Consider the following 13,602-nt stretch of genomic DNA (forward strand, 5'->3'; position numbering starts at 1 on the left):
GCAAGTGTTTAATCCCATATTATTCCTTTAGTGGAATTTCTTCTTTTTTTCGGCTATGTTAAAATTTTTGGCGATTTATTAGAGCCACTTATTTTTTAATGTCCATTTTATTGTTAAACTGCCGGATACATTTTATTTAATAAGTAAATGCAAGGTATTTTCTTGTTTCTTATATCTTCCCTTTATTTCACCAACACCATCAATTGTAAGCGAATCAATATTTTCAATGGGTTTATTCTCTAAAATCAGATGTAATCTATTTATGCTTTGAATTCCATTTCCAAAATAGGCAATAACGGGTTGTTGAATATGATAAGCTTCATTGTTGATTCTTACTTCTAAAAAGCTCTTATGTAAAAGTCTATCTTCTAAGGGGATGATATTCATCGGATCATAGGTTTTGGCAGTTATTTCCCCTTCAATATATAGATGAATTCCTGCTTGTTGATAAAATTCTTCAAATTCATTTTTTCTCTTTTCTAAAGCAAAATTAACTGCTTTCTCTGTTTCAGAACTTATTTTCACACCTGCTATCGGATATTTTATATAGTCACCGGAATGCTTTTTAACTAGGTCATATACTGTTTCTTCTATACCAAAAAAACTTTCCATCCAGCCTGGTGAAAGCTCCTCCAGCAATAAACACATAAACAAACCGGAACTATAACAACTCCTTCTTATACTAGAAGTAGATTCATATTTGTTTAGTAGCTGTTGTCCATACTTTTTTAAAACTGAATGGTAATCATCTGGGCTTTTTTCCGAATAAGCCTTTAATTCCACATACCACGCAGGTCCCTCAACGGTTTCAATTAATTTTTCATATGTTAAATACTCTTTAATCTTGGCTGTTCTTTTTTCTCTTAAGGCTATGAAATTATGAAGATATTGTTTCTTCTTAATAATGTTGTTTTCCAACAACGCACTATAAAGATTTGTTCTTTCCTGATTTCGTAATTCCACATTATCTTTTGACAACGGATATGTGATTCCCATCATTTCATCAGGAAACCGTTTTTCACCTTTTATATACTGATAGCCGTGAAATAATTCGTGAACAAGTATTGAATACAAACCTTCATATTCCTCATACGATTCCATCTTAACAATTGCAGTGGGTATTCTTCATACAGAATGATTGTGTCTCCAGTAAACTGCACATCCCAACTTAAAATATGATATGTAGATTGTTGATTGTTACTAAATTTAGGATGATTGAATAGATAAACATTTTTCTTATCATATAATGCATATGCAACAAGTTCAAAACCCGGCCAATAATTTTCCAATTTCGCTTTAAACAAGTCTTCAGCAATTCGATTAAGATAATGAGTCATTTTGTTCCTCCCCTAATTTAAATGTCCACTCTTTCAATTCTCTCTATACATTTTAACATAAATATCCAAATCCCACCTTCATCTTTCGAGTTATCTTGTCTACTTGATCAACCTTCATTATTAACATAGTCAATTTTCAATACTCTTGTTGTTTTTAAATGAACTCCACATAAAATGCCACTGTAAAATATCAGCCCATGGGAGCGAATATCTTACAGTGGCATTTTCCTTCTTTTATGGCCTGTAATCACTTTTTCATTTGCCTCGCTGCGTAATGATTGGTCTGAAAAGCCGATAACGATTGGAACATATACTGGACAGCAGCATATACCCCACATGCAAGAAGTATTCCTGCGAGTGCATCCAATACAGCATGCTGTTTCGTGAATAGCGTGGAAAGGATAATCAGTGTTCCCAATGTAGTGACACTGATGTACTCCCATTTATGCTGCTCTTTCCGCTTATGAACGACGATCATCATGATGAATGTAGTCAATACATGAATGCTGGGAAGACAGTTAACAGGTTGATCATGACTATAAACAATTCGCATTAAATGGGCAAAGATATCGTTCCCCACCACTTCTGGACGCGGGACTGTCGATTGCCACAGGCAATATACAAGAAAACAGATAAGTTTCCCTGATACCAAACTGCCTAATGCCACAAAATAATGCTTTCGGTCAACGAAACAGTAGTAAATCAGCAATCCATAAATATACGGGTACCAAAGTAAATAAGGAACGACAAATTCTTTAATAAAGGGAATCTCCCCATCTATTATAGTCGTAACATCGACAGCGTGACCTGTGGATTGATTGATTACCGAGTAGATGGAACTTGTAATAACTAAAAGTAATAAATAACATAATGGGTGAAAGGATAAGATAGAATTGTTTTTCATGCTCGCTCCAGCTTTCAATATATTGGTTATTTTCCAAAGATTATTATACAACATTTTTCACTAGATTAACTCTTTAATTGCTTAAGTTAATGATTCCCATGAACTAGTAAAATGGATATCTCTTACTTTTCACCAGACCCAAAATACATAACGAAAGCCATGGTATGTTACCACGGCTTGGAATTTAAAATGAATATGCGAGAAGGTAAAGGTGATAACACTGCTTTCTCTAGATTTTGTTATGGCGTCTTTTCCATACATACGTTAAGGTAATGAAAATGTAGATGCAAAGTGTCATGATCGTTACGATTATGGATGTCGTGAAAATGATTCCGATCAGGATCGTTATTAAAGCGATGATCGCAGCCCATGTCGTATACGGGAACCATTTAACCGAATAGGCACTGGTTTTTCCGGACTGTTGTTTACGTGATTTCAAATGGGCGAATGCAATGATCAACCAGATGAATAATACGGTATATCCCAGCGATCCCATTAGGAAATCGAAGGTCTTGCTTCCAGCAAATAAGGAAATCAGTACACCGCCGTATAAAGCCGACGTACACATTAATATTGCGAAAACAGGAACTTTTTTCTTGGATAACCGTGAAAAGATTTTCGGAATGCGACCGTCCACCGCTTGTGTATATAGAACGCGGGATGAACCATACAATCCAGAGTTCATCGATGAAATGATCGCCAGCAGAACGACGGCGTTCATAATATGGTCTGCACCTGGAATCCCGATCATTTGAAAGACCATCACAAACGGACTTTCCGGCACACCGTTTACTTCATTCCAAGGGATTAAGCTAACGATGATGAAAAATGGAATGATATAGAAGGAAATGATCCTTACCAATGTACTGCGAACGGCTTTTGGAACCACTTTTTCAGGATCTTTCGTTTCAGCCAATGTGACCCCGATAATTTCCGTTCCGCCATATGAATAGATTACCACCAGCATCGCGGTGATTAAACCTTTTGATCCATTTGGAAAGAAACCGCCATGCTCAGTCAAGTTAGAGAAACCGACGGCTGTATGATCACCAAAAGTCACAAGCAATAACAATAATCCAGCCATGATGAACACAATGATGACGGTAATTTTAATTAAAGCAAGCCAGTACTCCGTTTCAGCAAAAACCTTTACCGACAGCAAATTAACCGCAGTAACTAAAACCGAAACAGCTAATGCCAGTATCCAGATTGGATATCCAGGCAGCCAATATTGAAGGAAAATCGCCGCAACCACTGATTCGGCCGCGATATTCAATACCCACATTTTCCAATAGATCCAATCCAGGAAATAGGCAGGATACTTTCCTAAAATCGATTGGACCAAATCCCTGAATGTACGTGCACCGCTATTGCGGACCGCCATTTCAGCTAAACCTTGCATGATGAATAAAAGGATGATGCCTCCTATCAAGTACGCAATGATTACGGAAGGTCCTGCCATATCAATGGCTGAACTGCTTCCTTTAAATAAACCTGCCCCGATGGCACCGCCTAATGCCATCATCGTAATATGCCTTGAAGTCATTGTCCTCTGTAAATTCCGTTTGTCCGTCTCCATATCCTTACCTCCCAAAAATCAAAAAAAGCATATCGTCTCTTCCTTCATAATCAAATGAAGAAAGAGACGATATGCCTTAAGCTTACCGCGGTACCACTCTTATTGGTTCTTTTTTAGAACCCTGCTTTAAAAACCTTGTAACGAAGGTCAATCGTTAAAACAAAAGAATAGAATAATTCCTATCTTTCACTTTACCACTCCCAGGCAAGTTCAAAGTATCATTGGACTGCGTTGCACCAACCCGCAGCTCTCTTTACCGAATAATGTGCTTTTACTACTCCTGATCATTGCGTTTCAAAAATTAAATTATATCTGAATATTTTTAATAATATCCCATACTATACGGACTCGAAGTAAATTTGTCAATAATTTTCTTAGGATAATATATTCAAAGGAACAAATCATATGAAATCGTGATGGGCCAGTATATGAAATCAGTAAAATACTATTTATGATAAAGTATGATTGGTTATCACTGAAACCTTTATAGATTTTGTTTGCCCAAAGGATAGTATAAAAGAAGCCTAACAACCTTCTGGGGAAAACGGGATATTATTGATTTGCTCATTTGATCACTCTTTTACATATTTGCTAATTTAGTATTCTGCCTTGTAGCTTTTAGGCGTTAGACGTAACACGTTAGCAGATTTACAGACAATTCCCCTAGAAACTTGAGCATTTCCACCTATATAATAGGTAATATATCTGCAGTTGGATTGTCTCCTAACGTAGTGTTATCCCAATGTTACTCACTTCTCATTTCTTTTTCTGAACCTTCTAAAGTTCTAGCAAATCATCGATTAGTCCTATATCAAATCTTAACACCTATATGAAACTCATCGCATAATCCAATATAAACTTTCAAATTTAATAATTTTATGAATTTTACAAAAAATATAACTAGTTAAAAAGACCTATGTTATTATGAAATAGAAGCAAAAATTCTAAAGGAGATGATAGAATGAGAAAATGGTTTATAAGTATCTTAGTAGTATTTATGATTATGGCTACATCATCAGTTTTTGCAGAAGAACAACAAAAATTTGTTTCGTCTGACTTGGTATCAAATGATACAGTAGAAGGTGAAAATTCAGGTGATGACTATACTTTCTCAGTTGATTTATCGGAAATTAAATTAGCCGAAGGTGAAGTAGCTTCTATTCCTTTAGTTCTAGTTCCCACCAATTTAGATAACAACCTTCTCCAACCAACATTAGCCTTTCCTGGCCCCGGAGGTATTCTAAATTTATGGGCCGAAGGAAGTAAAGTTAGATACAAAATAACTATGTCTATACCAGCTACTGGTTTTACTGGTACTATGCTTATTACAAATCTTACTTCAGGATTATCCTCTGGGAGAACTTCAGTTTCAGGTTTTAGTGGGTCTGTTTCATATAAAGCGTTATATAATAATAGATATAGTGCACAATTAACCGGATCAGCAACTTTCCTCGGTAAAGTTGTTTCTTATACGGTTCCAAATTACATTACTTGGGTTTCTAAATAAGGGGTATTTTTCAAAAAATATGCAGGCAATATATAATTATATTGTCTAAGACTGTAGGCAAAAGAGATTTTAATTTTATAACAAAGTTGATTGGAGCGGGTGTGCGAGACTCCTGCGGGAAAAGCGTGTCTAAGGGAGACTCCGCAGGCGCAATCCGAGGGCGGACTGCCCGCGGAAAGCGAGTGCCCTACGTTCTAATCAACGTTCAAATTATACAAGCCATAAAAAAACTGTAGACAATATATAATTATATTGTCTACTTCCATATAATAGAGTTAAAAGTGAAAGAGGGTTATTCAAGATGATTGGTCATGAACCTAAAGAGTTATTAACAACTCTTCTAAATGATTATAAAATGCCTGCAACATCATTAAGTAAAATTACCGGAATATCTGAACAAGTCATTTTAGATTTTGCGAACGGTCGAAATATTCAATCTTCTATAACTCAAACAGAAATGATGGACTTAATAGATTTGGTGGGCCTTTTAGTCATAGGTGTACCTTCAACCGATGCAGATGAAAGGGTCTCCGCTATAACTCAAGCACTGAACAATGAATTTGGTATACCAGCAGAGACGATCTCCTTATTCTCTAATCTTGAATGTGAAGATATCGAAAAATTCATGAAAGAAAAAGATTCTCTTTCAATCGAGAAAAGGTACAAACTTGCAGTAACAGTCCTTTTTTTGCATTATATATTTAAATGATTTGTTTATAGCATTATCCGAAAAGAGGATATACCGTCGAATAGACTGTTCCCTTAGAGTAGAATGGCTAAAGAAAGAGGAGAACGGAAAAATGGCTAAAAAGCTCTTTACGACACCCCTGACCAAGAATTTGATAAACTTCTAAAATTCTTATATTAGAACAGAATTTTCTCCAGAATGCAGGTTCCAATAGGATGCAATGGTTGTATTCTGCAACTTTGCCAAGAAGGTTCCATGCCTATACCAAGGAAAAGTGATTTTTTTCCAACTATCACAGGTCTGTCCATCGGCTCGGAACCAGCCGATGGATGCTCTGCCCTATAAAAAAGGATTATTCCTTTTCATCTTTATACCAGAAATTCTCACTAACAGAGAAAGAAGTTTTGATATTTCGAACGGTATGCCACCAATTTTTAGGTGTGTACATTAATTCTCCAGAAAACTGGTCCACAATGTAGGGCTTGGTATATTTGAAAGTTGAATCCTCCTTTAAATCCAAATCGAATAAATCATGCTTCAAATCTTTCACATACTCAGTATCATCAGGACTGAAGAAAATCCACTTTTTTTGGCCAAATACTACTGCATTCCAATTATGTGATTTCTCAAAATCCTGGTGTATTGGGGTTCCTGTTCCAACCGAACCAAGGAAAATCCATTTTAATTTCTTGTTGTTTTTTGTCTTGATTGTATTATGGTTGAATAGAGATGGACTTTCAAAATAACTCTCTAAATCCTCATTGCCCATTATGGAAAAAGGCCAGTCACAATACAATTTTTCGGGGTTATCATTTAAAATACCAATGAATTTACCAAGTTTTGATTTGTAAAATTTTTTTTCTTGATCGTATCCAGACTTCCTAATGATTATTTCCCTTTCTCCGTAATTAGACTGTAGATAGTCTGTATCCCAATCCCTAGAAGGCCATGCATCTACTAATCCAGTTATTATCAGTGGCTTTTTACCCGCATAATTTTCTTCAAAGTCCATTAGTGATAATTCTTTATAGTGTATCTTTTCTATCAATTCGCTCATCCTTTCAGAGTACGGGATACAATGTTAGATTTTCAAAATGAATATGAGGTGAACCTTGGGTGACGCTAAGGTTATTTTCACCATTTTTATTACAGCCGAAAACCGGATTAAAAAAAAGCAATTCATTGCTAAGGGACTTTATAGCTTTAGCTGAATCAAGTTTGTTTCCTTTAATATCAAATCTTCTAAGTATTTTATTGGTTAATTTCCCATTTTTAATGACCAAACCATATGCTGGCCGGATTACAAAATTCAAACCAAGTGATCCCCCACCCCAGGCACCTCTGCAATAGATCCCATTGTCAATTCCTGAAATTATCTCCTGTACTTCCATATTGCCAGAATCCAAATAGGTTGTTGACATTCTTGGCATCGAAAGTGAAGATGAGTCAACGCTTCTTGCATTACAGGAAGATTGTAAGCCTAGGAGCTTACAGGTTTTTGCATTATGCATCAAACCTACGTTTACCCCGTCCTTTATTAGGTTCGTCCTAAATGCTTCATTCTGTTCCGCATCCAATAAATAACTGCCATTTTGACCAGGAATGGTCGGATCATCGAATACGTTAATTTTATAATCTGACCATTTGTATCCCATCGTTATGCCATTTGGCTTTAAATACTCTAGATAGTTATCTGCTTCTAACGTATGGCCAAAACATTCGTGTACATAATGGGATCCAGTCCATGGCTCAAGCACAATTTGTGTTTCAATCTTGCGTTCAAGTTGCTGACCATATAAAGCTGCTTCTATTTCCGCTAAAATCACTTCAAAATGATCGATTAATTCAATACATGGTGACTTATTAGTTCTTGTTTGCCATATTACTGGAATAATAGATGCTGAAGTCTCTATTAAAATCATTATAAAGAGGGAATACTTTAATTCATAACTGCTCAAACCGATACGAAGTTTAAAAGACTTCCAATGCCTTAAGTGATCATAGCCATCCCGTTCAATGAATGTTAAACATTGATTTAACTCTTCTTGAAGAAACTTATTCTTTTCATTCTCGCACTCTGGTGAAACAACCCCTTCAACAGCTGAATCATATGATATTAAATATTCATTGTTCATGGTTTCGCATCAGCTCGACTAATTATTAATTGAGAAGGATCGTTATGGATCTTTCCGTCAAAATCCGGTAATTCCATTCCAAGTTTTGATGCGAATACTTCACCCAATTTATAACCCTCTATTCTCATAGGCAATAATTCGATGCAATCTTTTGATAAATCATATCCTTTTTGATACAGCTCCAAGCGAAGGCAACAAATTAAACGTAATATTAAACCATGTGCCTCGATGGTATCCACTATATTTCCAGTTTTACTAAACCAATTTAGAGCCTCTTCATAATGACTATCCTTGAAAAAGTGAATGCCTAAAACATAGGCAGCCCAATATGAATCATCACCTGTTTTAATTGCTTTTTGATAGCAATTCATAGCACGTTCAATTTCACCAGATTGGGTATAGAGAATGGATTTCAATTTCCATCCTATTGCGCCTAATGGTTTCAGTTCAAAGGTTAAATCATCTATTTCAGCTAGACTCAACTTTTTATTAGATGAAATTTTCTCCATCGTTACCTTCGGGGAAATCTTACCTTCCTTGGAATATACAATTTCCCTCCCCATTTGCCCGGCTATATATTCCCCTAACCACCTGAAACTTTCAGGTAGAAAACCACTTTTAATTGAATAGGTCATTGTTTTCACTTGATTAATGATGCCTAGACTCCCCAATACATGTAAGGTTTCGTCTATATCATTGGATAAATCATTAGTCTTGGGATCATAAAAATAATCCAAATCAATATCTACAATAACCTGTTCATTAATTATGAATTCTCCTAGATAATCAATACTTGTGACATGTAACTCAATATTATTTAATTGTACAGAAGCAGAATTTTTCCCGTTTTTAAAGCTTGATATGAATTCTCTTCCATGATTTGGTATAAGGGACAAAAGGCCCCATAGCAATTCACTAAAACCCTTTTCTCCTAACATATGAGGGTATACCCATATAATTTTCCGAAAAAGACCCTCTTGTATTGCGGCGTACAAAAAGTCATCAATCCCATAACAATATCTTCCATCTTCCCTGCAAGGTATATCTTTTTTCAATTCATCAATACAAAGACCCTCTTTAATGAACTGACTAATTCTTTTCATTTTTGAATTTTCTATCAACTTTAAATCTAAGTGCTGATCAAAATAGACCAAGGTGCAATTTCTAGGAATTTCATTGACCCAATATGAAAATACTTCACTATGTTCCTCATATACATATATTTTATCCATCATTCTTGATTAATCCTAAGTTCAGAATCCAATCTATCTGGTCTTGATTGAACTTTTGTTGACGGCTTATTTTCCTTGAACTTCCTATTTCCACCATTTCTAATATACTTGGGTGAATGGGACCCCTAACTAAATTTTTTTCGGTCGCTGCATATAGCCATATGACCATTTCGGAATCACCAGCTACTTTTTTTCCACTTAGTGCCTCGGATATTTCTTTAGAATATGTTTGGTACGCGTAGTAAATATGACCATTATTTTTAACCAGGTCACTATCTATTCTGAAAAATGGATGTTTATTGACTGTTAGTATAGATAAAATGGCATTTAAAAATTCGTGTTTTAATAATAAATGATTATTTTCAGCCGCAAGGATAAACTCCTCGTTTTCAGACAAATAATTATAAAACGCTTCCTCGATACATGTCCCTTCCCCAGCATAGGGCAATTCCATGTAACCCTCGAAATGTTTGGACGCCAGGAACTTATGCATAAGCAGCGTTATATCGGTTTTACTGAATTCCAAAGCCTGAAAAACACCGGGAAAAGAAGTTCTTAAACCACCATTATGTTCAATGTTTCCACTCATTAAATTTCTTACAATCGTTGTAGCCGTTGCTGCAAGCTCTTCTTTATCTATTGTTTTTATGTGATTCAAATTATCAGCTGATAAATTCAATTCATTCAATTCATCATTTAAAAAGTTGTTTCTATATTGGTAATCATATAATAAATTGTAAAGTAACTCGTCCAGTGAATAATTCTTTGGCTTTAAATCATTTGCCATTTTTCAACTGCCTCCTTCATTCTTTGATAATTTTTCTGTGACTTCGGAATTAATATTCCTTCATCTGTATATTTAGGGTCTTCATATGTAATGGCTTTTAAATTAGGGCATAAAGGAAGCAAGTAATCTAAAAGCTGGATTTGTTCATCCATTAAAACTCCATGATGCAGATCTCTGAATTTCCCTTTAATGATTTGACAGCCTGAAAGGTGCAATTCAAAACAGTTTTCAAAAGGCAATTTTTCTAAACCATTGAACATCTTTTCATTTGTATTTCCTAACAACCATTGATAACTGAGAATATGACCAATATCTATAGTGATCGGGGAGTTTGTCTCCTCGACCAATGTTCTGAAATAATCAAATCCATTTATTTCCCCAATAAAGAAGTTCGTACCTTCAGTGAATCCAGGAAACTCAACTGAAACTGGAACAGCCAGTTCAGATTGGTATTCGTTGATGTTCTTTATACAAGCTTCCAATCCTGTTGGTGTCATATATGGCGGCAAAGGGAAAGGGACGGTTTTTCCTTTTATTGACCACAGGCCAAGATCTTCTACGATCCATCTTATGTCATATCTTTCTATAATCTTATTTGTGAATTCTATGATTTCCGATTTTTTGTAATATTCGGTAGCCCCCATATTTAAAATCGTTTGATGGAATGCTCTTGCCTTAAGATGTGGATTGGCTTCGAATAATCTATCATAAGCATCAAAGTAATCCTCGGCTTTTAACACACTTCTATTTTTCGGTTGAAAGGCAAAGAAAATATAGTTAAACTCGTCTTTATAATTTTGAAAAAAGCCTTTCATCTTAAGCGTGATGTCGTCATGGTCCCCTTTGCTTGAAAAACCTATATCTTCCCCCCAAGGTAAATCCATGCCTAAACCAAGTCCAAGTTTTTCCTTTACGTCTGGAAATTTTATCTTCTGATAGACTGTGCTCATTAGTCTTTCCTCCCCATAGGTTTTATTAGTTAAGGTTAATCACACCTTTTTCGACAAAATACTCTAGGTACTTTTTATCGTCTGCCTTGCTCATTATTAATGAGTTTCCGAATACTTCTAAGGATTCTGGGACCAAGAAGATTCTTTGCCAAACAAAATCCATGATATACGTTTTATCTAACTTAATGATTTTAGTCCAAGGGTTTATCAATAAGGTATTTGAAGTGATATCCTGTCCTTCCTGTTTGTATTTATCAGGAGGCAGCTCATCATTCTTTTGGGGGTTGATCTTTTTATGCAGCTGCAGGAATCTATTCAGCTTTTCTTCAAATGTTATTCCGTCAGAGTATTGAAATGTAGCGCCCATTCTACCCATCCCATAATTGAGTAATTTGTTTCCTCTTAGATTCTTGCTTGATTGAATATGGATATCAGGATTATTTGTATCCTCATAAATATAAGTGCCGGGTTCCAGAACGAGCATTTGCATGACGTCGATGCCAATTTTATCTTGATTTTTAAGTAAAAATTCCTCAGAACATTCAATTTCATCCTCGGTTTCACCAGGTAAACCACCAATTATAGACAGCCGCAGCGTAATGTTAGCTTTATGTAAATTATCTATTATCTGCTGATAATTACTAGATTGCACTCCTTTATCCAAGGAGTCTAAAATCCTTTGAGAATTGGTTTCATAGCCAACAGACATTAAAATGCAACCTAAATCACTTAGTTCAGAACAAAAACCAGCGTCTAACAACACATCCTCAAGACGGTTCCGTGTACTGAATTTAATTTCATAACCTCTAGATTTAAGTATTTTGACTGCATTGACGACAAGCCGCAAATTAGTATTCTCATCTATGAAATTAATTCTATTAATCCCATAATTGTTAATGATATCCTCGCACTCGTTTGCTACCTGCCTTGCCGTTTTCTGCTGATAACTTTTTTCTTTTCTTGATCTATTACCATATGAACAAAAAGTGCATCGTCCCCAGTAACACCCCACACATGTAATCAAAGACATATGCACTTCTTCATCTAGATAGTTTTTGTACGGTAAATCAGAAAAATCAGGTGGTAAGGCATCTGTGATCCTATATGCAGACTTGGAAGGGACATTTTCAACATTTTTTTCATTAAGCCAAACAATATCCGGCACCTCCACGATTTGGCAATCGTTTTTCAAATACCTGTTTAACATGAATATTGTTTCTTCGCCAGCTGAAATTCCTAATGAATCCACAAATTGATTCAATCCATTTAGGCTTAAGAAAGATGATTGACGAATCATGATTTGTTGCCCGCCCAAAATAATGTGGGTATTGGGGGAAAGTTCTCTAATCCACTTGCATATTAAAAGGGAAGGTAATATTTGGCTATAGTAAGCAATAGAAAGCGCGAAGATTTTTGGTTTATCGTTTAGAATTTTCTCTTTGATATTTTCGTATAAGGTCTTTGTTGCTATATCACTTTTTTTCCAGCTAAAATCCCTTACCGATTCAAGGATTTCTTCCAATGAGGTAATTTCCAGTTTTAAAAACGAATTGACTAGCAGTAACTCTATGCCTTGTCTCACCAACCGAACATCATACTTCAATGAATCAGAAGATCTTTTCTCAATGAATACATTATTGTAAAGTTGCTTTTGTTCTTTTAATAAGTATTTAGCCATTTCGACTTTATATACCCATTTTAAGTCTTTACTTCCATTTTCATTGATGCTCACATATTCATTTAAACAATCTTCACTAAAGAGGGTATGGCATAATTCAATATTTAAATCAATTTGGCTTACACTCATTCCTTTACTTCTCAAAAAACTAGTAATCATGGGTAAACTTAAATACGGAAAGAGCCTGGCTTCAGTTAGAGGAGGAAAAACTATCATGGCATCTGAATTTTTCATCTGAAAAAATTCTCCTTTTATTTATCCAAAGAGAGTGCTAGTTTTATAAAAGCTAACACTCTCTTTGGATCACCTTATGGATTTAGGATCTAACTTATTTTTCTGCGCCCGTCACTGTACTGAAACGGAACGCATGAAATGCACTCCCCACTTCCAGTTCTTTAGCTTCGATTACTTCCAGGTTTTCCACTAACTTTTCCGCTTCTGTTTTTTCCACTTGCTTTGTCATATGTTCACCTCCTTAACATGTATGATGGAATGCTGTAACTCCCAGGCTCCCATCTATTTTTCTGTGTCCAACGTATTGAAACGGAACGCATGAAATGCACTCCCCACTTCCAGCTCTTTAGCTTCGATTACTTCCAGGTTTTCCACTAGCTTTTCCGCTTCTGTTTTTTCCACTTGCTTTGTCATATGTTTCACCTCCTTAACATGTATGATCGATGGCCTGTAACTCCCAGGCTCTCATCTATTTTTCTGTGTCCAACGTATTGAAACGGAACGCATGAAATGCACTCCCCACTTCCAGCTCTTTAGCTTCGATTACTTCCAGGTTTTCCACTAGCTTTTC

14 protein-coding genes and 1 other annotated feature are annotated in these 13,602 nt (G+C 35.6%); of the genes, 2 read left to right on the forward strand and 12 right to left on the reverse strand.

Annotated elements, in window-relative coordinates:
• Positions 1-132 precede the first annotated feature (132 nt).
• The 4 genes from SB775_RS20500 to SB775_RS20515 form a co-directional block, all read right to left on the reverse strand.
• Entirely contained in the window at positions 133-1,074 is a 942-nt protein-coding gene (locus tag SB775_RS20500; RefSeq protein WP_410863052.1) for a hypothetical protein, read from the reverse strand.
• Positions 1,026-1,337 carry a hypothetical protein gene (locus SB775_RS20505; protein ID WP_410863053.1) on the reverse strand — a complete coding sequence of 104 codons (312 nt, stop codon included), beginning with the start codon at positions 1,335-1,337 and terminating at the stop codon, positions 1,026-1,028. The genes SB775_RS20500 and SB775_RS20505 overlap by 49 nt, the downstream gene beginning before the upstream one ends.
• A gap of 247 nt (positions 1,338-1,584) precedes the next feature.
• Positions 1,585-2,241, reverse strand: coding sequence for a phosphatase PAP2 family protein (locus SB775_RS20510; protein WP_061466176.1), 657 nt, complete (start codon positions 2,239-2,241; stop codon positions 1,585-1,587).
• A gap of 229 nt (positions 2,242-2,470) precedes the next feature.
• The gene (locus SB775_RS20515) at positions 2,471-3,820 is read right to left on the reverse strand and encodes an amino acid permease (protein WP_089363817.1); all 1,350 of its coding nucleotides are present in this window, start codon (positions 3,818-3,820) and stop codon (positions 2,471-2,473) included.
• 59 nt (positions 3,821-3,879) lie between these two features.
• Positions 3,880-4,117 (reverse strand) — a binding site (T-box leader).
• Between the two features lie 664 nt (positions 4,118-4,781).
• On the opposite strand from SB775_RS20515, the gene SB775_RS20520 reads away from it, so the two are divergent.
• Together SB775_RS20520 and SB775_RS20525 are read left to right on the forward strand one after the other, a co-directional pair.
• Positions 4,782-5,327, forward strand: coding sequence for a hypothetical protein (locus tag SB775_RS20520; protein WP_410863055.1), 546 nt, complete (start codon positions 4,782-4,784; stop codon positions 5,325-5,327).
• A 301-nt stretch (positions 5,328-5,628) separates the two neighbouring features.
• On the forward strand, positions 5,629-6,036 hold the full coding sequence (locus tag SB775_RS20525) for an HTH domain-containing protein (RefSeq protein WP_410863057.1): 408 nt from the start codon (positions 5,629-5,631) through the stop codon (positions 6,034-6,036).
• Positions 6,037-6,367: 331 nt separating this feature from the next.
• On the opposite strand, the gene SB775_RS20530 is transcribed toward SB775_RS20525, so the two are convergent.
• The 8 genes from SB775_RS20530 to SB775_RS20565 all read right to left on the reverse strand — a co-directional run bounded on the left by SB775_RS20530 (position 6,368) and on the right by SB775_RS20565 (position 13,445).
• Positions 6,368-7,063 (reverse strand): cupin-like domain-containing protein, encoded by a 696-nt coding sequence (locus tag SB775_RS20530; protein ID WP_410863058.1) that lies wholly within the window; start codon positions 7,061-7,063, stop codon positions 6,368-6,370.
• A gap of 13 nt (positions 7,064-7,076) precedes the next feature.
• Complete coding sequence (locus SB775_RS20535; RefSeq protein ID WP_410863060.1) at positions 7,077-8,150, reverse strand: metallopeptidase TldD-related protein; 1,074 nt, start codon at positions 8,148-8,150, stop codon at positions 7,077-7,079.
• Positions 8,147-9,385 (reverse strand): peptide arginase family protein, encoded by a 1,239-nt coding sequence (locus tag SB775_RS20540; RefSeq protein ID WP_410863061.1) that lies wholly within the window; start codon positions 9,383-9,385, stop codon positions 8,147-8,149. The genes SB775_RS20535 and SB775_RS20540 overlap by 4 nt, the downstream gene beginning before the upstream one ends.
• A complete protein-coding gene (locus SB775_RS20545; protein ID WP_410863063.1) occupies positions 9,375-10,169 on the reverse strand; it encodes a hypothetical protein in 795 nt (264 codons plus the stop codon). Before SB775_RS20545 ends, SB775_RS20540 begins: the two co-directional genes overlap by 11 nt.
• Entirely contained in the window at positions 10,154-11,119 is a 966-nt protein-coding gene (locus SB775_RS20550; RefSeq protein ID WP_061464563.1) for a multinuclear nonheme iron-dependent oxidase, read from the reverse strand. Before SB775_RS20550 ends, SB775_RS20545 begins: the two co-directional genes overlap by 16 nt.
• 25 nt (positions 11,120-11,144) lie before the next feature.
• Positions 11,145-13,031, reverse strand: coding sequence for a B12-binding domain-containing radical SAM protein (locus SB775_RS20555; RefSeq protein WP_410863065.1), 1,887 nt, complete (start codon positions 13,029-13,031; stop codon positions 11,145-11,147).
• 94 nt (positions 13,032-13,125) lie between these two features.
• A complete protein-coding gene (locus SB775_RS20560) occupies positions 13,126-13,260 on the reverse strand; it encodes a hypothetical protein (RefSeq protein WP_284149541.1) in 135 nt (44 codons plus the stop codon).
• A gap of 53 nt (positions 13,261-13,313) precedes the next feature.
• Positions 13,314-13,445, reverse strand: coding sequence for a hypothetical protein (locus SB775_RS20565; protein ID WP_284149542.1), 132 nt, complete (start codon positions 13,443-13,445; stop codon positions 13,314-13,316).
• Between the last annotated feature and the right edge of the window lie 157 nt (positions 13,446-13,602).

The sequence above is a fragment of the Peribacillus sp. SIMBA_075 genome, assembly GCF_046534585.1.